17 protein-coding genes are annotated in these 22947 nt (G+C 63.6%); 7 read left to right on the top strand and 10 right to left on the bottom strand.

Going from position 1 to position 22947, the window contains the following annotated elements:
• Window positions 1-85 precede the first annotated feature (85 nt).
• The 3 genes from RBB16_RS04520 to RBB16_RS04530 all read left to right on the top strand — a co-directional run bounded on the left by RBB16_RS04520 (window position 86) and on the right by RBB16_RS04530 (window position 7126).
• Window positions 86-5854, top strand: a complete 5769-nt coding sequence (locus RBB16_RS04520) for a choice-of-anchor L domain-containing protein (RefSeq protein WP_306045025.1) — start codon at window positions 86-88, stop codon at window positions 5852-5854.
• A gap of 130 nt (window positions 5855-5984) precedes the next feature.
• Window positions 5985-6785, top strand: coding sequence for an inositol monophosphatase family protein (locus RBB16_RS04525; RefSeq protein ID WP_306045026.1), 801 nt, complete (start codon window positions 5985-5987; stop codon window positions 6783-6785).
• 80 nt (window positions 6786-6865) lie between these two features.
• On the top strand, window positions 6866-7126 hold the full coding sequence (locus RBB16_RS04530; protein WP_306045027.1) for a hypothetical protein: 261 nt from the start codon (window positions 6866-6868) through the stop codon (window positions 7124-7126).
• Between the two features lie 500 nt (window positions 7127-7626).
• Here RBB16_RS04530 and RBB16_RS04535 read toward each other — a convergent pair whose 3' ends face one another.
• Entirely contained in the window at window positions 7627-7956 is a 330-nt protein-coding gene (locus RBB16_RS04535) for a hypothetical protein (RefSeq protein ID WP_306045028.1), read from the bottom strand.
• A gap of 118 nt (window positions 7957-8074) precedes the next feature.
• Window positions 8075-8764: a phosphatidylcholine/phosphatidylserine synthase gene (locus tag RBB16_RS04540; protein WP_306045029.1), complete on the bottom strand. Its 690-nt coding sequence runs from the start codon at window positions 8762-8764 to the stop codon at window positions 8075-8077.
• Window positions 8765-8904: 140 nt separating this feature from the next.
• On the opposite strand from RBB16_RS04540, the gene RBB16_RS04545 reads away from it, so the two are divergent.
• Window positions 8905-9633, top strand: a complete 729-nt coding sequence (locus tag RBB16_RS04545; protein ID WP_306045030.1) for a hypothetical protein — start codon at window positions 8905-8907, stop codon at window positions 9631-9633.
• Window positions 9634-9655: 22 nt separating this feature from the next.
• Here RBB16_RS04545 and RBB16_RS04550 read toward each other — a convergent pair whose 3' ends face one another.
• The 3 genes from RBB16_RS04550 to fsa are packed head-to-tail and all read right to left on the bottom strand — an operon-like array spanning window position 9656 to window position 12004.
• Window positions 9656-10579, bottom strand: coding sequence for a tyrosine recombinase XerC (locus RBB16_RS04550; RefSeq protein ID WP_306045031.1), 924 nt, complete (start codon window positions 10577-10579; stop codon window positions 9656-9658).
• A gap of 5 nt (window positions 10580-10584) precedes the next feature.
• Window positions 10585-11298, bottom strand: coding sequence for a DUF484 family protein (locus tag RBB16_RS04555; protein ID WP_306045032.1), 714 nt, complete (start codon window positions 11296-11298; stop codon window positions 10585-10587).
• A gap of 52 nt (window positions 11299-11350) precedes the next feature.
• Complete coding sequence (fsa, locus tag RBB16_RS04560; protein WP_071688798.1) at window positions 11351-12004, bottom strand: fructose-6-phosphate aldolase; 654 nt, start codon at window positions 12002-12004, stop codon at window positions 11351-11353.
• An 89-nt stretch (window positions 12005-12093) separates the two neighbouring features.
• Between fsa and RBB16_RS04565 the strand changes: the two genes are divergently transcribed.
• Window positions 12094-14301, top strand: a complete 2208-nt coding sequence (locus RBB16_RS04565) for a primosomal protein N' (protein ID WP_371931210.1) — start codon at window positions 12094-12096, stop codon at window positions 14299-14301.
• A 63-nt stretch (window positions 14302-14364) separates the two neighbouring features.
• On the opposite strand, the gene RBB16_RS04570 is transcribed toward RBB16_RS04565, so the two are convergent.
• From RBB16_RS04570 to RBB16_RS04590, 5 genes are all read right to left on the bottom strand, one after another.
• Complete coding sequence (locus RBB16_RS04570; protein WP_306045033.1) at window positions 14365-15282, bottom strand: ABC transporter permease; 918 nt, start codon at window positions 15280-15282, stop codon at window positions 14365-14367.
• On the bottom strand, window positions 15275-16285 hold the full coding sequence (locus RBB16_RS04575; protein ID WP_306045036.1) for an ABC transporter permease: 1011 nt from the start codon (window positions 16283-16285) through the stop codon (window positions 15275-15277). The genes RBB16_RS04570 and RBB16_RS04575 overlap by 8 nt, the downstream gene beginning before the upstream one ends.
• Before the next feature lie 92 nt (window positions 16286-16377).
• Window positions 16378-18087: a peptide ABC transporter substrate-binding protein gene (locus RBB16_RS04580; protein ID WP_306045037.1), complete on the bottom strand. Its 1710-nt coding sequence runs from the start codon at window positions 18085-18087 to the stop codon at window positions 16378-16380.
• A 68-nt stretch (window positions 18088-18155) separates the two neighbouring features.
• The gene (locus RBB16_RS04585) at window positions 18156-19148 is read right to left on the bottom strand and encodes an ABC transporter ATP-binding protein (protein WP_306045038.1); all 993 of its coding nucleotides are present in this window, start codon (window positions 19146-19148) and stop codon (window positions 18156-18158) included.
• Complete coding sequence (locus RBB16_RS04590; RefSeq protein ID WP_306045039.1) at window positions 19141-20148, bottom strand: ABC transporter ATP-binding protein; 1008 nt, start codon at window positions 20146-20148, stop codon at window positions 19141-19143. The genes RBB16_RS04585 and RBB16_RS04590 overlap by 8 nt, the downstream gene beginning before the upstream one ends.
• Window positions 20149-20370: 222 nt before the next feature.
• On the opposite strand from RBB16_RS04590, the gene argE reads away from it, so the two are divergent.
• A complete protein-coding gene (argE, locus tag RBB16_RS04595) occupies window positions 20371-21534 on the top strand; it encodes an acetylornithine deacetylase (RefSeq protein ID WP_306045040.1) in 1164 nt (387 codons plus the stop codon).
• Window positions 21531-22877 carry an FAD-binding oxidoreductase gene (locus RBB16_RS04600; protein ID WP_306045041.1) on the top strand — a complete coding sequence of 449 codons (1347 nt, stop codon included), beginning with the start codon at window positions 21531-21533 and terminating at the stop codon, window positions 22875-22877. The genes argE and RBB16_RS04600 overlap by 4 nt, the downstream gene beginning before the upstream one ends.
• Window positions 22878-22947 lie beyond the last annotated feature (70 nt).

Genomic DNA, 22947 nt, shown 5'->3' on the forward strand with positions numbered 1-22947 from the left:
GATTTTCTCCTTGTGACCGACAGGCGCGCGACCAATTGGATGGTCGTGTCGGTCGGGACGTCCTGCGTTGCAGGAGGTCCGAGTAATGCCTGACGCACTTGAACTGAACGTCACCACCACGACCGACGCCACGACGATTGCCCAGACCATTTTCGGGGACGGCATTCAGGTGGTGTCCGCCACGCTGACCGGCGCAGCGACCCAGGCCGGGACCTATTCGGGCGGCGACGCGGTCTCTGGTGGGGTGGTGCCGAGCGACAGCGGGGTGATCCTGTCGACCGGCAATGCCACCGATTTCACGACGGGGGGGACCGGGACAAACACCAATACCAGTGCCGGGACATCCACCGGCCATGGCGGGGCGGGGGACGCGGACCTCGATGCGATCTCGACCACCTCGACCTTCGACGCGGTGGTTTTCGAATCCACCTTCATTCCCGATGACGACTACATCACGATGCAGTTCGTCTTCTCGTCCGAGGAATATCTGGAATATGTGAACTCCGGTGTGAACGATACGCTCGGGGTCTGGGTCAATGGCAGTTTCGTGCCGCTGACCAGCTCGGGCGATACGGTGTCCATCGACACGGTGAACGACACATCGAATTCAAACCTCTATGTCGACAACCCGGCGGCGACTGACACCTACAATACCGAGATGGACGGGTTCACCATCACCCTGTCTTTCAAGGCGCCGGTTAATCCGGGCGAGGAAAACACCATCAGGATCGGCCTCGCCGATGGCGGCGACAGCGCCTATGACACCAACGTCCTGATCGCGGCGGACAGTATCCAGACCGTTGCCCTGGCCTTCGAGGATCATGTCACGCTAGAGGCCAACACCACCGCCGTGATCGACGTTCTCGAAAACGACCGCGACTCCTCCGGCGACGGGCTGTCCATCACCGAGATCAACGGGCAGGCCGTGGTTCCGGGCGACTCCGTGACCCTGAACACCGGCGAAGTCGTAACGCTGAACAGCGACTACACGTTCTCCGTCGAAACGGACGCGGATCTGGGGGAGACCGTCTTCACCTACACGGTCGAGAACGGCGACGGCGTCAGCGATGTCGGGTATGTCATTATTCAGACCGTGGCCGATGCCCCGCTTGACGGCATTGTCGAGGGAAGTGGCACGGACGATGTCATTGACGCGACCTTCACCGGCGATCCCGAAGGCGACATGATCGACGCGAATGACGCGATCGGCGTGAACGGGACCACCGGAAACGACGACTATGTCCTCGCGCATGCTGGCGACGATTCCGTTGTGACCGGAGCAGGCGATGACATCGTCGAGGGGGGCGACGGCAATGACACGATCTTTGGCGGCAACGGGCAGGCCAATGATGACGCCACTGCACCTTTCGATGGCGATGACAGCCTCGTCGGGGGGGCCGGGGATGACTTTCTCTACGGTGAAGCGGGCAGCGATACGCTGATCGGCGGCACTGGCAATGACAACCTGTCGGGCAGCATCGGTAATGACAGCCTTTCAGGCGGGGACGGCAACGACAGTTTCGATGGCGGCGCGGGCGACGACACGATCGACGGTGGCGCCGGGGCCGACTACATTTTCGCCGACAATGCGCTGAACCAGGGCGATGACAGCGTCGATGGCGGCGCGGGCAATGACACGGTGATCACGCTGGACGGGGCTGACACCGTCGATGGCGGCACCGGCGATGACGTGATCATGACCGGCGGCGATGCTGACCTCATCCAGCTTTCCAATGGCTTCGGCAATGACACGATCACCGGCGGCGAGACGTTTACGGCGGGCGGTGCGGATGACGATACGCTGGATATGTCTGCGGTTACGTCGGGTGTTGAGCTGGACCTGACGTCGAACGACCCCGAAGCGGGCAGCGTCTTCGAGGTGGGAAGTGCCGGGGGCGACACCGATTTCACCGAGATCGAGAACATCATCCTCAGCGCCGGGCGCGACACGGTGCATCTGGCCGATGGCGGCGGTCAGGACGCGGTTGGCGGCTTCGACATTTCCGATTCCGGCGATGGCACGGCGGTCGATCAGCTCGATGTCAGCAAGCTGACCTCGGACGGCGGCACCACGCCGGTGACCACCACCGATGTGACCGTGACAAGCGATCCCTATGGCAATGCGGTGCTGACCTTCCCGGGTGGCGAGAGCATCACCCTGGAAGGCGTCAACCCGCTGAACCTGTCCACGGTTGACGATCTTGTCGCCATCGGCATCCCCGACGGGCGCGATTACATCGTCGAGGGCACCAGCGGTTCGGATACGATCGACGCGGGCTATAACGGTGACCCGGAGGGCGATCTGGTCGATGCGAACGATGCGTTGAACGGGTCCAATGACGATGTGATCGAAGCGGGGGCCGGGAATGACTCCGTCGTGGCTGGCGCGGGCGATGACTCGGTTCAGGGCGATGCGGGCAACGACACCATCGAGGGCGGCGCTGGCGCCGACACGCTGCGCGGTGGCACTGGCGACGACTCGATTGAGGGTGGTGACGGGGACGACGACCTCTATGGCGACGAAAACTCCGACACGATCATCGGCGGTGCAGGCAACGACACAGTCGATGGCGGGACAGGCGCGGACAGCATCGACGGCGGGGCGGACGACGACTCGATCAGCGGCGGCGACGGCGATGACACGATCATCGGCGGTGCGGGCGATGACTGGCTGCGCGGCAGCGTCGGCAATGACGAGATGTGGGGCGGCACCGGGGACGATTACATCTGGGCCGGTTTCAACGACGACACGATCCGCATCGAGAACGATTTCGGCAATGATACGATCGAGGCCGAGGGCATCAACGAGGTCACCGGCGACGTTCTGGACCTCAGCCTTGTCACCGACGACCTGACCATCGACCTGACCGGGTCCAACCCCGAAGCAGGCACGTTCAGCGACGGCATTTCGACCGCGCAGTTCAACGAGATCGAGAACATCATCCTTGGTGGCGGGCGCGATACCATAACCCTGGCCGATTTCGGCGGCGCGGATATCGTCCAGGCCTTTGACATGACCGACAGCGGCGACGGCTCGACCAATGACCAGCTCGACGTGTCGGGTCTGACCTCCGACTGGGGCACGACGCCGATCCATGCGGGCGATGTCACGGTCAGCGATGATGGCAACGGAAATGCGCTGCTGAGCTTTCCGGGCGGGGAGTCGATCACTCTGGTGGGCGTGGCCCCGAGCCAACTGGCGACCGAGGCCGACCTTGTGTCCATCGGCATTCCGCCCGCGCCCGACTTCATCGTGGAAGGCAGCTCGAGCGATGACACGATCGACGCGGGCTACACGGGCGACCCCGAGGGCGACAGGGTCGATGCAAACGATCATTCGGACGGCTCGAACGATGACAGCATCGAAGCAGGCGGCGGCAATGACAGCGTCGTCGCGGGGGCGGGCGACGATACGGTCTGGGGCGGCAATGACGCGGGCGCGGATACCATTCTGGGCGGCGCGGGCAATGACCTGATCAACGGTCAGGGCGGCGATGACAGCATCGACGGCGGTGCCGATGACGACAGCATTGCGGCGGGCGCGGGCGATGACAGCGTCACCGGTGGCAGCGGCAATGACTCGATCAATGGCGGCACCGGCAACGACACGCTGGATGGCGGAACCGGCGCTGATCTTATCAGCGGTGCGGGCGGCAGCGACAGCATTCTTGGCGGCGACGATGCCGACACGGTCATGGTCTTCGACGGCTACGGCGCCGATACGATTGCGGGTGGCGAAGGCGGTGTCGATGCCGACATTCTGGATGCGTCCTGGATTGGCGCTGACCTGACGCTGGACCTGTCGGCCAATGGCGCGGCGGATAATGAAAGCGGCACGTTGACCTCGACCACAGCGGGCGACGTGGCGAATTTCACTGAGATCGAGAGCGTTGTCCTGGGCTCCGGCGATGACAGCGTGACGGGCTCTTCCGGCGATGACAGCGTCGCCACTGGCGCGGGGGCCGACACGGTCGCGGGCGGTCAGGGCGATGACAACATCGCTCTTGGCGCCAATGATGGTGCTCAGGATGTGGTGGTTCTGTCGGATGGCGACGGGTCCGACATCGTTCAGGAATTCGAAGCCCCGATCGACAATGGCAATGGCACCTACACCGGGCAGGATCAGCTGGATGTCAGCGGCCTGACCTCGGATGGCGGCACCACGCCGGTCACCACCAATGACGTGACGGTCACGGATGATGGTTTCGGCAACGCGGTTCTGAGCTTCCCGGGCGGCGAAAGCATTACGCTTGTGGGTGTGGCTCCGAGCGAGGTGGACGGTGCGGCCGAACTGGTTGCCATCGGCATCCCGGACGGGCGCGATTTCATCGTCGAGGGCAGCTCGGGCAACGACACCATCGACGTCGGCTATACCGGTGATCCGGAAGGCGACATGATCGACGCGCTGGATCATTCCGACGGGTCGAACGATGACAGCGTGCTGGCCGGTGCGGGCGATGACTCGGTCGTGGCGGGGCTTGGCGATGACACGGTGTTCGGTCAGGACGGCGCGGATACGATCCTTGGCGGGGCTGGCAATGACAGCCTCGATGGCGACGACGTGTTCGCGACCGGTGGGGCCGACAGCATTGATGGCGGTGCCGGGAATGACACGATCATCGGTGACAGTTTCGATGACACGCTGATCGGCGGGGCCGGGGATGACAGCATCTTCGCGGGGGCCGATGACGACCTTGTCTATGCAGGCACCGGTGACGACCAGGTCTTCGGCGAAGGCGGGGATGACACCGTCATTGTGGAAGACGGGTTCGGCAATGACAATCTGATCGCCGGTGAAACCAGCGAGACCGATGGCGACACGCTCGACCTGAGCAATCTGACCGTCGATACCACCATCGACCTGACCAGTGTGAACCCGGAAAAGGTGACCATCACCGATGGCACTGACACGATCAACGCGGAGGAGTTCGAGACTCTGATCCTCGGCGGTGGCGAGGATACGCTGCAGCTTGGCGATGGTGGCGGCAGCGATGTTGTGTCCGGCTTCGACATGGGCGACCGCGGCGACGGGCACACCTTCGACCAGCTTGATGTGACGGGCCTGACCACCGACGGCACCACGCCCGTGACCGCCTGGGATGTCGTTGTCACCGACACCAACGGCAACGGCACCGGCGATGCAATCCTGACCTTCCCGGGCGGCGAAAGCATCACGCTGGAGGGCGTGGCCCCGAACCAGGTCGACACGATCCCGGAACTGTTCGCCATTGGCATTCCCTGCTTCACCCCCGGTGCGATGATCATCACCGCCGACGGGGAACGCGCGGTGGAGGATATCCGCCCCGGCGACATGGTGCTGACCGCCGACAACGGCTTTCAGCCGGTCCGGTGGGTGGGCAGTCGTACCCTGACCGGCGAGGAGCTGGAGGCAAAGCCGGAACTCAAGCCCGTGGTGATCCGCAAGGGTGCGTTCGGCAATGACCGCAAGATGCTGGTGTCACCGCAGCACGGGTTTGTCATGAAGACCGATACCGGCGAACGGCTGATCCGCGCCAAGCACGCGGCGGAGCTCTATGGCGGGCAGATCGCGCGGATCGACCGCAAATGCGAGCAGGTGACCTATGTGCACATCATGTTCGACCGGCACGAGATCGTGTTCGCCGAAGGCGCCCGGACCGAGGCCTTCTATCCCGGCCCGCAGGCGCTGAAATCCATCGACCGAGAGGCGATGGCCGAACTGCTGACCCTGTTCCCGGAACTGGCGCATGTTGCCTTTGGCGAGGAAGGTGCCGCAGGTCGCTATGGCCCGCCAGCCCGCGATTACCTGCTGGGACGCGATATCCGTGCCATGAAGAAAGGCGCAGGGGGCATGCAGCCGACCCGCGCGGCCTGATCCTGACAAACCACGCCCCGGCCCGTCCGGGGCGGGCTTGTCCAGGCGGTGCTGAAAAACTGCGCTTCTCAACTTTCCTTTGCTGCGGACTACGGGTATACGCCGCTTTCGTCTAGCCGAGGAACACGCCATGCAGGGCAGCGCAAATCTCAACATCATGATCAAGGCCGCCCGCAAGGCAGGCCGCAGCCTTGTGAAGGATTTCCGCGAGGTCGAGAACCTTCAGGTCGGGTCCAAGGGGCCGGGTGACTTCGTGTCCAAGGCCGATATGGCCGCCGAAGAGATCCTGCGCACAGAGCTGATGGAAGCGCGCCCCAACTATGGGTGGCTGGGTGAGGAAACCGGCGAAACCCCCGGCACCGACCCAACCCGCCGCTGGATCGTCGATCCGCTGGACGGCACCACCAACTTCCTGCACGGGATGCCCCATTGGGCGGTGTCCATTGCGCTGGAACACAAGGGCGAGATCGTGGCGGGCGTGGTCTATGACGCGGCGAAGGACGAGATGTTCTATGCCGAAAAAGGCGCGGGGGCCTGGTTGAACGATTCGCAGCGCCTGCGCGTGTCCGGTCGTCACCGGATGATCGACTGCGTCTTTGCGACCGGTGTGCCCTTTGGCGGGCGCAAATACCTGCCCGCAACGCTTCAGGATCTGGCGCGGCTGATGCCCGCCTGTGCCGGTGTGCGCCGGTGGGGCTCTGCCGCGCTCGACCTCGCCTATGTGGCGGCGGGCCGTTACGATGGCTACTGGGAACGGGGTCTGCATGCCTGGGACGTGGCTGCGGGCCTGTTGATCGCCAAAGAGGCGGGCGCCATCGTTCAGCCGATTCGCGACGGGCAGAACCTCGTGGAAGATGGTCAGGTTCTGGCGGCAGCCGAGCCGATCTTCGACCAGTTCGCCAAGATTATCCGCGATCGGTCGGAAAACTGACACGCGTCGCGGTTTGATCCGTCAAATTTTTGCCTTGGCCGTAAGGCATCCTCTTCCCCGGATGATTCCAAGAGGATGCCATGACCTGCGTTGCACAGTTCTGGAATGATGAAAGCGGTTCGGCCACGGTCGAATGGGTGGTCATGACGGCCGCCTCTGTCGCCATGGGTTTGGCGGTCATGTCCTATGTCAGCGAAGGCGTTGAAAACCTGTCGAACGACGTGCGCTCGGCGCTCAGTGGTTTCGAGATCATGACGAGTTTCGACCAGTGGGACGATTTCCGCGCGCAACAGGCGGCAGCGGCAGCGGCTGTCGCGTCAGAGGACGCAGAGAGCCAGTAGCGGGCCGTCGACAATCACGACTCCCACCCATCTTGTCCGGACAGAAAACGGATGGCCCTGCCGCTCTCACGGTTGCAGCAGGACCATCCGAAATGAAAATGTTTTGGTGCTGAAAAATCTGGGTGTCAGGCCCGGCACAGGGAGGGAAAGAGGAGGGAGGAGGACAGCCGGGCCTGACGAAACTTGGTGGGGCTCAGCAGATCAGCCGAGCGGGAAAGGAGCCTTGGGAAGAGTGACCGGCTTGGCCTGGCGGGTGCGGGCGTCGCGGGCGAGAAGGGCGGCGGCGGAGCGGGAGGAGAATGTCATTGGTTTGAGTTCCGTTGTCTTCGTTTCTGTTAGTGTATTAATTACACATTAATCCGGGGTGCGCAAGGCAAAAGTGTGCACTCGACACAAAAAAAATTTCAACTGAGTCAGACCAGGGCAGAACCGGCCCCGAAAAATGAAAAGGGCCTGCCAACCGAACCGGCTGACAGGCCCCGATCTGCTGCGACGTGGGATCAGTTGCGCAGGGTTTCCATGAAGGAGTTATGACGCTGGTCCAGAATGGCCGAGTTGGCTGCACCGGTGGCCAGCATCTGGTTGCCCCAGCTGTGGATGTCTTCCATCCGCTGCGCATGGGCGGCGTAGGGGTCATAGCTGTTATAGCCGCCATAGACCGGGGCCTGCATCTGCATCGCATAGGCGTCCAGCATGGCGCAGGCCTCGTAGTAGCCGGCGCTGCAATAGGCGCTCAGTTCATACATGTCGACATACTGGGCCTCGGCCTGAGACGCACCGGAAATGGCAGAAGCGAGAGCAGCGGCGGAGAGGAGAGAAAAGATACGCATGGGTCAAATTCCTGGGTTTGAGTGCGGTTTGGTTCAATACGTGTAAAATATACACAAACATAAGCCGGAGTCAATCCATCACCGCATTGACCATGCGTCATCCATGGCTTTCTCAAGATCAGCGTTCTGGCAGAACCTGTTGGGCAATCCCGGCAATAGCCAGATAGATCGAGCTGCCCATCAACCCCCAAAGTGCCCAGCTTTCCGGGTGGAAATCGACCCAGGCGGCCCAACCGGCAAAGCCGGTCCAGGCAATGGCCATGGGCAAGGACAAGGCCCGCCAGCGTTCCGTGCGCACCGGGTGGATGAACTTGAGGTTCAGGAACATCCCCACGGCAAAGAGGATGACCAGCCCGAGGATTATGTAGAAATTCGGGCTGAGCGCGAACAGAACCAATACCACCATGTTCCAGCAGCCCGGAAAGCCCGCAAAGGAATTGTCCTTGGTCTTCATTCGGGTATCGGCGAAGTAGACGACGCTGGCAAAGGTGATCACGATGATCGCCAGCCATCCCGTCCAGCCCGGCAGCAGCCCGGATTTGAACAGCGCATAGGCGGGGATGAAGACATAGGTCAGGTAGTCGATGATCAGGTCCATCAGGACCCCGTCGAACTCTGGCGCATTGGTCTTGACCTGGTAGCGGCGCGCCAATGGCCCGTCGATCCCATCGACGATCAGGGCCACAACCAGCCACAGGAACATGAGCGACCACTTTTCCTCGACCGCCGCCAGCATCGCCAGCATGGCGAATACCGCGCCGGTGGCGGTGAACAGGTGAACCGAGAGGGCTTTCATACGCAATGTCATCGGACTGACATGAACCAAAGCAACGCGATAGGCAACCGGGGGTGTGCCGGGAAAGGGCGGGCGGCACTACCGTTAGGACAGAATTTCGGACTTGCCGCATCCCGTGATACCCTTGCCGTCCAATCGGAACGGAGGTCCCCATGCCCGCATTGATTCGCGCCTTTGCGCTCTTTGTCCCGCTGCTGCTGGCGATCACGGGGATCGCGCATGGCCAACAGGCCACGCTGATCATCCACAACAACACCGATGCCACGCTGTCCGTTTTCACGCAGAATGCCCATAGCTCCTCGATCCAGAGCCAACCCGTCGTCGTGCCTCCTTTGTCACGCGGACAGGCAACCGTCCCCATGGGACAGAGCGTCATCCTCGCTGAGGCCATCCACATGACCGGGACGCCGGATGCGAACTGGAGCTACAATTTCCACCATTCCGGCGCGCATGAGCTGGAGATCTTCGCCTCGAATTTCGGAATGTCGGTGATGTTCGATCGGCCAGGCTCGGTCGCACCCACGCCATCAGGGGGCACAATGCCGATCATCGCGGCAGGCAGCTACGATTGCTGGGGCGGTGTCAATCTCAGTCAGGCGGGATCCTGGATGGCAATGGAGGGCACCTATCAGGATACCTACGAGGACGAACACGGCAGGCTCACTCTCACCTATGACCCTGCTCTGGGGCAGGGGGCTTCGGGATGGGCTGGCACATGGTGGGAGCCCGGCGTTGGCCGACACGGCACGCTGTCGAATTTCGAGCTGTCGGAGCAAGGGTTCAGCGCCGACTGGGCCGTTGACCCGCAGCGCGTGGGGGCGCGAAGCAACGGCAATGCGCTGCCGGTGGCAAGCGGTGATATGACCTGCACGCTGAACTGATGAAGGACCGCAAAGGGCAGCGCTACGCCTTGGGATGGGCGTTGCGGTAGACCTCCATCAGCCGCGCGGTATCGACCGCCGTATAGGCCTGGGTGGTGGACAGGGAGGCATGGCCGAGCAGCTCCTGTATCGCGCGCAGATCGCCGCCGGCGTCCAGCAGATGCGTCGCAAAGCTGTGGCGCATGGCGTGGGGGGTCGCGGTGGCGGGCAGGCCCAGTTGCATGCGCGCGGCCTCGACCACCTTGGCCACCTGCCGAGGGCCAAGCGCGCCGCCACGCACCGCCCGAAACAGCGGGCCATCGGCGGGCAGGTCATGCGGGCAAAGCGCGGCGTATCGGTCCACGGCGCGGCGGGCGGCGGGCAGGACCGGCACTTCACGGTCCTTATTGCCCTTCCCCCGAATGCGCAGCGTGTCGGACAGGGGCAGGACAGAGGCCGTCAGGCCAAGCGCCTCCGATATCCGCAATCCGCAGCCATAAAGCAGCGTCACCACCGCCACGTCCCGCGCGGCAATCCAGTCGCGGGCGTCCTGTGCGCCGACCCGGTCCATCAGGTCCTGAGCGGCGGGTTCCGACAGTGGGCGGGGCAGTTTGCGCTGGAACTTGGGCGCGCGGGTGGACAGGACCGCCGTGGCGTCGAACCCCTCCCGCTCGGCCCACCATCGGTAAAACCCCTTCACCGCCGACAGTTTGCGCGCCAATGATCGCGCCCCAAGCCCCGATCCCCGTTCCGCCGCCATCCAGGCCCGCATATCCCGTGGCCCAAGGGCGCGCAGGGGGCCAAGCCCAAGCTGTGCCCCATGGTGCCCGGTCTGGAACGCCAGAAAGTCCCGCAGGTCCGCCCCGTAGGCTGTCACCGTGGCAGGCGAGCCGCCCCGCAGGCTGCCCACATCCGCAAGCCACGCGTCCATCAGGTCGCGTGCGGCGGGGCTGAGGGCGGTGCTCATCGCGCCTACCCCAGGAACCGTTTCATGCTGCGTTCAAAGACGCCGGTGAAGAAATTCAGCAGGTCCGTGCCCTGGCTGGGGCGGAATTGGTGCGGATCTTCCGACCCCATGACCAGCATGGCGGGCAGGCGCCCAAGCCCGAGGTCGAGGCGCAAAATGGCCTCGGACGCAATCCAGTCGGCGGCCTCGCCGTAGATGCTGGCTGCTCCAGCCCCGATCTGGCGCAAGGTCACCGCCCGTTGCGGCATGTTGCGCCCGGCGGTCAGGTAATCGTCGACAAAGCCGGGTGCCACCACGGTCAGCACATCTTCCAGCTTCTGCACCTTGGGGGCGCTGGTTTCCGTCGCCTCGGGGCTCTCCAACACCAGCCGGATGCGGTCCACCCGCAGGATCGCGGCTACATCAGTACCAAGGACCTTCAGGAAATCCTCAAACTCCGCCTGATCCAGCAGTTTCAGGATCGCGCGGTGAATCTGGTTGGTCCCGGCGAGGTTTTCATAGGCCGCTGCGATCACGCTGCGATGCGTGTCCTCCAGCCGGTCCAGCCGGTTTTCCAGTCGTTCCATGGCGATGCCGCGCATATCGACGATATTGCCGCCCATCTGGCGGTCATTCGCGGTAATCAGCGCCCGCATCACGTCGCGGTCATCCAGAATAAGATCCGGGTCCTGCAATACCCGTTCGCGCCAGTCTTCCAACGCGTCTGCCCTTTCGCCCATAAGTGGTCTGCCCCTTGGTGTTTTTATGGTTGGGGCAGACCTTACACCATGTTTACAGGATTTTCTGCCCTGTTTTTGCCCAGTCCTTCATAAAGGCGTCGAGCCCCTTGTCGGTCAGCACATGGTTGGCCATCGCCTTGATCACATTCGGCGGCGCGGTGGCCACGTCAGCGCCGATCAGGGCCGCGTCCTTCATGTGATTGGCGGACCGGATCGAAGCGGCCAGGATCTGCGTCTCGAACCCGTAATTGTCATAGATCGTGCGGATATCGCCGATCAGGTCCATCCCGTCGAGGTTGATGTCATCCAGACGCCCGATGAAGGGGGAGATGTAGGTTGCGCCTGCCTTGGCGGCCAGCAGCGCCTGATTGGCCGAGAAGCACAGCGTCACGTTGGTCTGGAACCCGTCATTGGTCAGGATGTTGCAGGCCTTCAGACCGTCCCAGGTCAGCGGCAGCTTGATGCAGATATTCTCTGCAATCTCGGCCAGCTTGCGGCCCTCGGCGATCATGGCGTCGGCTTCCAGCGCCACGACCTCGGCGGAGACGGGGCCATCGACCATGGCGCAGATTTCGCGGGTCACTTCGATGATGTCGCGGCCCGATTTCAGGATCAGCGACGGGTTGGTGGTGACACCGTCGACCATCCCGATATCATTCAGTTCGGCGATGGCGTCCACTTCGGCGGAGTCGACAAAGAATTTCATTGGTCTATCCCTCAGGGGTTGATGGCGGGCTCGGGCGTGTCTTACCCCAGCTTAGACGCGGCGGAAAGCCCAACTATGATTGCGGTAACATGAGTGACATGCAGGCAGAGCAGGAATTCTTCGAGGAAGGCAGCCTTGTTGGCGTGCTGACCGCCGAACCGCTGGACCGCGTGCTGGATTACAAGGCGCCCGAGGGCGGCTGCTGGATAGGGGCCTTCGTGCAGGTGCCGCTTGGCCCGCGCAAGGTGCTCGGCGTGGTCTGGGGGCCGGGGCGGGGCGATTGGGATCCGGCCAAGATCCGCTCTGTCCTGAAGGTGCTGGACGTAGCCCCGATGCGATCTGAGATGCGGGAGTTTCTTGCGCGCGTGGGGTCCTACACCCTGACGCCGCTGTCGCAGATGCTGCGGCTGGCGACCCGCGCGCCGGGGCTGGCTGATCCGCCCTCGATGCGCAAGCTCTACCGGATGGGCTATGGCGAGCCCGACCGCATGACCGACGCCCGCACCCGCGTGATCGCGGTGCTGGAGGAATATGGCGGGGTCAGCTTCACGCTTGGTGAGCTGTCGGAAATGGCGGGCGTGACCTCCTCTGTCGTCAAGGGGCTGGTGAAACAGGGCGTGGTGGAGGAATTCGACACGCCCCGCGACGCCCCCTACCTGCCGCTCGATCCGGAACGTGACGGCAAGGAGCTGACCGAAGCACAGGCGGCGGCCGCCGCGCAAATCTGCGAGGGCATCCGCGCCGGGCGCTACGGCACAACGCTGCTGAAGGGCGTCACCGGATCGGGCAAGACGGAGGTGTATCTGGAGGCCGTGGCGGAATGCCTGCGGCAGGGGCGGCAGGCCTTGGTGCTTCTGCCCGAGATTGCCCTGACTTCCGAGTTCCTGACCCGCGTGAAAGCACGCTTCGGCGCGGAGCCCGCCGAATGGCATTCCGGTGTCACCATGACTGAACGCCGCCGCTGCTGGCGCATGGTGGGGCAGGGGGCGGCGCAGTTGATCGTGGGCGCGCGGTCCGCGCTCTACCTGCCGTTCCGCGACCTCGGCCTGATCGTCGTCGATGAGGAACATGACACCTCCTACAAGCAGGAGGACGGGGCGCTTTACAACGCACGGGATATGTCGGTGCTGCGCGCCTCGCTGAATGACGCTCAGGTGGTTCTGGCCTCGGCCACGCCGTCGCTGGAAAGCTGGTGGAACGCGGAGTCGGGAAAATACACTCGGATCGACCTGACCGACCGGTTTGGACCCGCCGTGATGCCCGACATGCGCGCGATTGATATGCGGGGCGAGGATCTGCCGGGCAACAGGTGGATTTCACCGACCCTGCAAGCTGCGGTTCGGGCGCGACTACAGGCGGGCGAACAGGCGCTTCTGTTCCTCAACCGCCGCGGCTACGCGCCGGTCACGATATGCCGGGCTTGCGGGGAACAGGTGGGCTGCGATCACTGCGACGCGCGGATGGTGGAACACCGGTTCCTCAAACGGCTCATGTGCCACCAATGCGGCGAGACGAAGCCGATGCCAGAGGCCTGCCCGTCCTGCGGGGTCGAGGGCAAGATGGCCGCCGTCGGACCGGGGGTGGAGCGGTTGGCGGAAGAGGCGGCGGCGCTGTTCCCGGAGGCCAAACAGGCGGTTCTGTCCTCGGACCTCTTCGGATCCGCCCGCGCGCTGAAGGCCCGGATTGCCGAGATCGCGGAGGGCGAGACCGACATCATCATCGGCACGCAGCTGGTGGCCAAGGGGCACAATTTCCCGCGCCTGACCTTGGTGGGTGTGATCGACGCGGATCTGGGTCTGCAAGGCTCTGACCTGCGCGCGGCGGAGCGGACGTTTCAGCTGATGCGGCAGGTGGCAGGTCGGGCCGGTCGCGCGGAGAAGCCGGGAACAGCTCTGTTGCAGAGCTTTCAGCCCGATCACCCGGTGATCCGCGCGATCCTGTCAGGGGATGAGGAAGGCTTCTGGCGGGCCGAGGCCGACGAACGCCGGGCAACCGGGATGCCCCCTTTCGGGCGGCTGGCCGGGATCGTGATCTCCGCGCCCGAGGCGGCGGCGGCTTTCGACCTCGGCACCCATCTGGCGCGGTCGGATGCCCCCATCCGGGCGATTGACGGGATCGTATTCGGCCCCGCCCCGGCACCGATTGCGCGGATCAGGGGGCGGCACCGGGTGCGCTTGCTGGTGAAGGCGCCCAAGGGCGCACCGATCCAGAACGCGCTGCGGCAGTGGTTGGGGGGGCTGAAACTGACCAACAATCTGCGGGTGGCTGTCGATATCGACCCGCAGAGCTTTTACTGAAAAGGGCGTCGGTTTCGACACCGACGCCCCAAGGACATTCAGGCAGAGACGAAGTCGCTTGTTTCAGCGGCCACGAATTCTGGGGTCCAGCGCGTCGCGCAGCCCGTCACCGATATAGTTCACGCTGAGAACGGTCAGCGAGATGGCAAGGCCCGGCCAGATCACCCGTTCGGGGTTGCGCTGCAGCCAGTCGGTGCCATCGAACAGCAGCCGCCCCCAGGTCGGGAAGTCCGACGGGAAACCAAGCCCGAGGAAGCTAAGCGCGCTTTCCGTGATGATCGCGTTGGCAATGCCGAGCGTGGCCGACACCATGATCGGCGACAGCACATTGGGCAGCACATGCCGGGTGATCATTCGGTAGGGCGGTGTGCCGATGGACCGGGCGGCCAAAACGAATTCCCGCTCTTTCAGTGCTAGCACATCGCCGCGCACGATCCGCGCCGTCTGCATCCAGCTGGTGATGCCGATGACGAAGACGATCAGGATGAAGATACCCTTTTCGGGGCCGAACTGTGCGCGCAGCGTGTCGCGGAACAGCATGATGATGACCAAGAGCAGCGGCAGCAGCGGCAGGGCGAGGAACAGGTCGGTCAGGCGCATCAGGATACCGTCGAGCCGTTTGAAATAGCCCGCCAGAACCCCCACCAGCGTGCCCACGACCAGCGCCAGCAGCATTGCTGTCAGCCCCACCAGCAGCGACGTCTGGCCGCCGACCATGATCCGGGACAGCGTATCGCGGCCCAACTGGTCAGTGCCCATGGGGTGGGCCCAGGACGGGCCCTGGCTGCGGGCGCGGATGTCGATATATTGCGCGTCCAGCGTCCAGAAGATCGGGCCCAGAAAGACGAAGATCAGCACGAAGATGAAGAAGGCCGCGCCGATCAGGGCACCCTTGTGGGTCTTGAACTGGTCCCACACATCCCACCACTGGTTGCGCGGCTTCTGGTAGGTTTCCGCTTCGAGCGTGGTCAGATCAGTCATAGCGGATCCTCGGGTCAAGAATGCCGTAAAGCACATCGGCAATCAGGTTGAAGAGCACGATAAGCACCGCGAAGATGAAGGTCAGGGTCTGGACAGTCGGGATGTCGCCGCCCTGGATGGCACCGATCAGCAGGTGACCAAGACCGTTCACCTTGAACACCTGCTCGGTGATGATGGCGCCGCCAAAGACCTGCGGCACGCCAAGCGCAATGACGGTCACCACCGGGATCATCGAGTTGCGCAGCACATGGACCATGACCACGACGCTTTCCGTGAGGCCCTTGGCGCGGGCGGTGCGCACGTAATCCTGGTTGAGGTTGTCGAGCATCGAGGCCCGCATGAAACGGCTGATCTGGCTGGTGATCTGAAGGGCAAGCACCATGACAGGAAGGATCATCTGCTTGAGTTGCACGACGAAGCTGTCCCAGTCCACCACCACATGGGTCGTGTCATAGACCGACGGGAACCAGCCAAGCTGCACCGCGAAGATCACGATCACCAGAACGCCCGAGAAGAAGGGCGGGACCGAGAAGCCGACCATGGTGATGAAGGTACCGGCCTGGTCGAAGATCGAATACTGACGATAGGCCGAGTAGATGCCAATGGGCAGCGCGATCAGGATGCCGACCACGTATGCGGTGCCGACAACCCACAGGGTCTGGGGCATGCGCTGTGCGATGATATCGACAACGGGGCTGCGGGTCTGCCACGAGATCACGCGGGTACGGTCGCCATCGCCGATGGTGAGGCCCGTCCATTGCTCGATCAGGTTCAGCGGCTCGTTCACGAAGAACTGTTGCAGCCACAGGGCAAACCGTATGTGGATGGGTTCATCCAGGCCAAGCGAGGCCCGGATCTCGGCCCGCACCTCTGGCGGGATGGTCAGGGGCAGGCTGGCCGTGGGATCGGACGGGGCCAGATCGAGGATCAGGAAGATGATCAGGCTTATGAACAGAAGCGTCGGGATTGCCATGAACAAGCGACGGATCGTGAAAGTCAGCATGGGCGGGCGCCTCGGTTCAGAAGTCTGTACTGCGTGGGGTCTGTGAGGGGCCGCACCCCCGAGGGGATGCGGCTGCGGTGTTCAGATCGAGATCACTCGTCGATGCGATACCATTCTGCGATGTTCCACAGTTCGGAGTCCCAGTCGGACATGCGCACACCGCCGAGCGAGTTCGCATGGGCCGACACGCCACCGCGGTGGATCAGCGGGATGATCGAGTAGGACTGCATCAGCATGTCGTTCATCTCGCGCGCCAGGCGGCCACGCTCTTCGAGCGGTGCGGTCTGGCTCATCTCGGTGACGAGGGCGTCATACTCTTCCGAGCAGAAGCGCTGGATGTTCGAACCCTGCCACTGGGTATCCGGGCCCGGGATCTCGTTACAACGCCAGTTGGCCATGTAGGCTTCGGGGTCCACACCGGCGAAGTTGTTGGTGTACATCTCCACGTCTGCATAGAACTTCTGGAAGGTGTCGGGCGACGCCGGATCACCGCCGAAGAACACGGACGCGTCGATGTTGCGAAGCTCGGCGTCGATGCCGATCTCGGCCCACCACTGCTTGATCAGCGCCTGCGTGTCCTGGCGGACGGCGTTGGTCGAGGTCTGGTAGAGAACGCGCAGCGGAGTGCCTTCGTATTCGCGCACGCCGTCGCCATCGGAGTCGACGATGCCCGCTTCATCGAGCAGCGCGTTGGCGCCGGCGATGTCCTGGGTCAGACAGCCGTCATTGGCGGTGGAGGCATAGAGCGCCGGTGCGGGCAGCACGTTACAGGTGGGCTGGCCGCCTGCACCATAGCCGATTTCAACCAGCAGCGCGCGGTCGATGGCCATGGACATGGCCTGACCGATCACCGGGTTGGTTAGGAACGGGTGCGGGCCGCCTTCCGCGGTCGAACGCGCGTCGCCAAGGGCCGGATCGGGGTTGAACTGGTTGAGGTGCAGACGCTCAACCGAGGTGCCGAACGCGGTCACGACGGTGCCGATGCCGTTGGCTTCCATCTCGGCCAGAAGGGTCGGGTCGATCTGGAGGTTCCAGGCGTAGTCGAATTCACCGGTTTCCAGAACCGAGCGGGCCGCAGAGGCAGCGTCGCCGCCACCTTTGAACACCACGCGGGCGAAGGCCGGCTGGTCGGGGTTACGGTAGTGCTCGTTGGCCACGAAGGTGATCACGTCGTTCGGGCGGAATTCTTCCACGACGAACGGGCCGGTGCCGATCGGGCCAAAGTTGGCCTCGGTGCACTCGGGCGCGGCTGCGCCAAGGCAGTCAGCGAACTGAGCGGCCTGGATGATCGGGCTCTCGGAGCCGACGAAGGCGGTGTAGGGGAAGGGCTTGGGTGCCGCGAAGTTCACGCGAACGGTGCGGTCGTCGAGGGCTTCAACGCTTTCCACGCCGTCAAAGTAGCTGGCCTGGGCACAGCCGCCTTCCGGGTGGGTACAGTATTCCCAGGTGAACACCGCGTCATTCGCGGTCACGGGCGTACCGTCGGACCACAGCAGGCCTTCGCGCAGGGTCCAGGTGATCGAGGTCAGATCCTCGGCCACGCCACCGTTTTCAACGGTCGGAATGTCTTCGGCCATGAACGGCACAAGGTTGCCGTCGCTGTCGAAGCGCGCCATCGATTCCAGCACCAGCGAGGCGGATTCCACCTCTTTCGTGCCGCCCGAGAGATACGGGTTCAGCGTCGAGGGCGCCTGCCAGTAGATGATGTTGAGCTGGCCATCTGAGCCACGCTCGGCCATCGCGGCCACGGGGGCGAGGGCGAAAGCCGCCGCAGCCCCTAGCATGAGATGTCTTAACTTCATGTTGTCTCTCTCCTTGTTGGTCTCTTGAGCTCTTGTGACCTCATGGGTGCCGCCGTTCTTCGGCGGTCTCATTGATTATACAGGTGGCAGGCAACGAAGCGGCCCGGTTCGATCTCGCGGAACTCGGGGTCCAGTTGCTTGCAGATATCCATGACCTTCGGGCAGCGGGTGCAGAAGTTGCAGCCCTGCGGCGGGTTCGACGGGCTTGGCACGTCGCCTTGCAAAATGACGCGGTTGGCGGAGTCATGCGCCGCCGGGTCGGGTTCGGGGACCGCCGAGAGAAGCGCAACCGTGTAAGGGTGCTTGGGATCGTCATAGAGCCCTTCACGCGGCGCCAGTTCTACCACCTTGCCCAGATACATCACCGCCACCCGATCCGCGATATGGCGGACCATGGACAGATCGTGACTGATGAAGAGGTAGGTCAGGCCAAGCTCGGATTGCAGGTCTTCCAGCAGGTTCACGACCTGCGCCTGAATCGACACGTCGAGCGCCGCAATCGGTTCGTCACAGACGATGAATTTCGGGTTCAGCGCCAGGGCGCGGGCGATCCCGATGCGCTGACGCTGGCCACCGGAAAACTCATGCGGATACCGGTTGGCGAAATCACGGTTCAGGCCCACGGCATCCATCAGTTCATAGATGCGGTCCAGCCGTTCGGCCTTGGATTTCTTGGTATGCTCGCGCAGCGGCTCGCCGATGATATCGGCCACTGACATGCGCGGGTTAAGGCTGGCCTGAGGATCCTGAAAGACCATCTGCATGACCGGGCGCATCTTGCGCAGCCCGCTTTGCGAGGTGGTCGAGATATCGGTGCCATCAACCTCGATCGTTCCTGCGGTCGGATCGTAAAGCCGCAGCACCGCGCGCCCGCAGGTGGATTTGCCACAGCCGGACTCCCCCACGAGGCCAAGCGTTTCGCCCTCATAGATGTCAAAGCTGACGTCATCGACCGCCTTCACGTCGCCCGTGTGGCGACGCAACAGGCCGGTATGGATGGGGAAATACATCTTCAGCCCGTTGACCGAGACGAGTTTCTTGCGCTGAGCCGTATCAAACATCGCGGGCGCCTCCGGTCTCGGGGTCCCAGAAACAGGCCACGTCATGGACGGGGCCAACAGGGTAGCGCGAAGGGTTCTCCCGCGCGCAGCGGTCAAACGCCTTGTCGCAGCGGTCGCGGAAGGGGCAAGCCGTGGGGTGGGCGCGCAGGATCGGGGGCTGGCCTTCGATCACCTCAAGCCGTTCGGCCCGTTCGCCGCGCACATGCGGCACGGTTTCCAGCAGGGCGCGGGTATAGGGATGCTTGGGGTTGGCGAACAATTCGCGCACCGGGGCATGTTCCACCACCTGCCCGCCATACATGACCAGAACCCGGTCGGCGATGCCGGCGATGACGCCGAGGTCATGGGTAATCCAGACCACCGCCATACCCAGCTTGTCGCGCAGGTCTTTCATCAGTTCGAGGATCTGCGCCTGGATGGTCACATCAAGCGCCGTGGTCGGCTCGTCCGCGATCAGCACCTTGGGGTCGCAGGCCAGCGCGATGGCAATCATCACCCGTTGACGCATGCCGCCGGAAAACTGGTGCGGGTAATCCTTGAGCCGCCGTTCCGCATCGGGGATGCCGACCAGTTCCAGCAGTTCCTTGGCCCGCACGCGCGCCTTGGCCTTGGACATGCCCATATGCTTGCGCAGCGGCTCCATCAGCTGGAAGCCGACGTTGAACACCGGATTCAGCGAGGTCATCGGGTCCTGAAAGACAAACCCGATCCGCGCGCCGCGCACGGCCCGCAATTCGTCATCGGTGGCGGTCAGCAGGTTCTGACCTTCGAAATAGACACCTTCGCCGCTGACCACCGCAGGCGGTGCCGGCACAAGGCCGATCAGGGACATCATGGTCACGGATTTTCCAGAACCGCTTTCCCCGACAACACCCAGAAGCTCCCCCGCCTTCAGGTGGAAGCTCACGTTGTTGACCGCGTGGACTTCGCCGCGTCGGGTTTTGAATACGGTCTTGAGGTCCTTGACATCAAGGACGGAGGGCTGTGCCCCATCAAGCATCACCAGACGCTCCTCACCGGTTGGACATCGCCCCGCCTCTGCCGGGCGGGTGCGTTCATTCCCGTCACGGTATCAGGAAACTGGTCCCCCGCAATAGGTTTTAACCTGACCTTGCGTCCGATTTTGACCATTCGGGCAAAATTTGAGCATTTGTCGGGGGTGGGCTTGACGGGCTGGCGGGGTAAGAAGAGGCTCAGGCGCGAAGCACAAAGGACCCTGCCCATGCCCGCCGAGATGACCTCCCGCGATCTTCTGGAAAAGCTTGTTTCATTTCCGACAGTTAGCCGTGACAGCAACCTTGAGCTGATAGAATGGGCAGAGACGTTTCTGACCGATCTCGGGGCCCGCTGTTTCCGCGATTACAACGAGGATGGGACCAAGGCGAGCCTCTATGCGCATATCGGTCCCGACATTGAGGGCGGCGTCATTCTGTCGGGCCACACCGACGTTGTGCCGGTGGATGGGCAGAACTGGTCGACCGATCCGTTCACCGTTGTCGAGAAGGACGGCAAGCTTTTCGGGCGCGGCTGTTGCGACATGAAAGGCTTCGATGCGCTGGCGATGGCGGCGATGGCGAAGGCGGCGAAGCTACCGCTCAGGAAACCCTTGCAAATATGCCTTTCCCGCGATGAAGAGATTGGCTGCACAGGTGCGCCGCCGATGATCGCGCACATGCAGGGCACCCTGCCGAAAGCACAATTGGCGATCATCGGGGAACCCACGATGATGCAGGCCGTGACCGGCCATAAGGGGGGAATCGGTTACGACACCCATCTGCGCGGGTTCGAGGTTCATTCTTCCATGATCGACGATGGCGTCTCCGCGATCATGGAGGGCGCAAAGCTCATTGATTGGGCCAACAAGATGAATGACGAGAATCGCGCGAAGGTGCCCCAGGGCGCCGACGCGCTGTTCGATCCGCCCTTCACCACGTTGCATGTGGGCATGATCGAGGGCGGCACCGCCCATAACATCACCGCCAAGGATTGCCGCTTCGTCATGTCCTTCCGCTGCGTGCCGGGCGAGTCGATGGACGATTGGGGCGCGCGCTACGAGGCAGAGGTGCGGCGGCTGGAAGCGCAGATGCAGAAGGTGCATCCCTCCTGCTTCATCCAGATTGATCGCCGGTGGGACGTGCCGGGGCTGAAGCCCGAGGAAAATGGCGCGGCGGAGGAGCTTGTCCGCCGCCTGACCGGCGACAACGCCACCCATGTGGTCAGCTACGGCACCGAGGCCGGGCAGTTCCAGCACGGCGGCTATTCCGCCGTTGTCTGCGGCCCCGGCGACATCGCGCAGGCGCACCAGCCCGACGAGTTCCTGACCGTGGAACAGTTCGAGGCCGGGGAACGCTTCATGGACCGGCTGCTGGAGACGCTCTGCCAATGACGCCCTTCCCGCTTGGCCTGCACCGGCCCGTGGAACATGCCGGCCCGCTGCCGGAGGCGGCGGATGTTGTCATCATCGGCGGTGGCGTCATCGGGGTGATGACGGCCTATTACCTTGCCGAAAAGGGCCTGCGCCCCGTGGTCCTCGAAAAGGGATGGGTGGCGGCGGAACAGAGCAGCCGAAACTGGGGCTGGGTCCGTCAGCAGGGGCGCGACCCCGCCGAACTGCCGATCATGATGGAGGCGAACCGGCTGTGGATGCAGCTTGCCGCTGAGGTGGGCGAGGATCTGGGGCTTCGCCAATGCGGGCTGACCTATCTGGCCAAGAGTGAGGCCGAGATGGCGGGCTTTCAGGGATGGCTGGATGCAGTTGCTGGTTCGGGCGTGGACAGCCGCTTGCTAAGCGCGCGAGAGACCGCCGACCTGCTTCCCGGCGGCAGGACAAACTGGGCGGGCGCGCTGCACACGGCCAGCGACATGAAGGCCGAACCGTGGATCGCGGTGCCGGTACTGGCGCGCGCCGCCGTGCGCAAGGGCGCGGTGATCGTGGAAAACTGCGCCGCGCGGCTGGTCGACGTGGAAGGCGGCAGGGTCGCGGGTGTCATCACCGAACTGGGCCGCATTCGCGCGCCCGAGGTGGTGGTCGCGGGCGGGGCGTGGTCATCGCTGCTTCTGCGCCAGCATGGCATCCGCATCCCGCAACTGTCGGTCAAGGCGACGGTCGTGGCCACCAAGGCGCTGCCCGAGGTGCACGGCGGCGGCGCGACCGGGCAAAGCCTTGCCTTCCGCAGGCGCGACGACGGCGGCTACACGCTGGCCAATGGTGGCTTTCACGAGATTTTCGTGGGTTGGGATGCGTTTCGCCATCTGCCGAAATACCTGCCACAATTGCGCCGCGACCCGTGGGGGCGGGTTTATCACCCAATGTCGCCGCGCGGCTATCCCGATGGCTGGACCACCCCGCGCGTCTGGCGCGGCGTGGACGAAACCCCGTTCGAACGCATGCGCGTTTTGAACCCGGCCCCGCATCGCAAGACGGTCGCCCGCCTGTTGCGTGGCTTCGAACAGGAATTTCCCGCGCTTGGCCGGGTCGAGGGCGCGCTGGCTTGGGCGGGCATGATCGACACCATGCCCGATATCGTGCCGGTGGTGGACCGCGCCGACAGCCTGCCGGGCCTGTCGATCTGCACCGGCATGTGCGGTCATGGCTTCGGGATCGGGCCGGGCTTCGGGCGGGTCATGGCCTCTCTGATCACGGGCGAGGAGGTGGGCCACGACCTGTCCCGCTTCCGCCTGGATCGCTTCTCCGATGGCTCCCGGATCGAACTCGGCCCGGACATCTGACGCGACGTGCCGTCAGATTGGCGGGAGGTCCCCCTTGTAGGGATTTGAACAATCGGTCAGGTTTCGCCTG

The sequence above is a fragment of the Nioella sp. MMSF_3534 genome (assembly GCF_030732985.1).
Classification (GTDB): Bacteria; Pseudomonadota; Alphaproteobacteria; order Rhodobacterales; family Rhodobacteraceae; genus Nioella.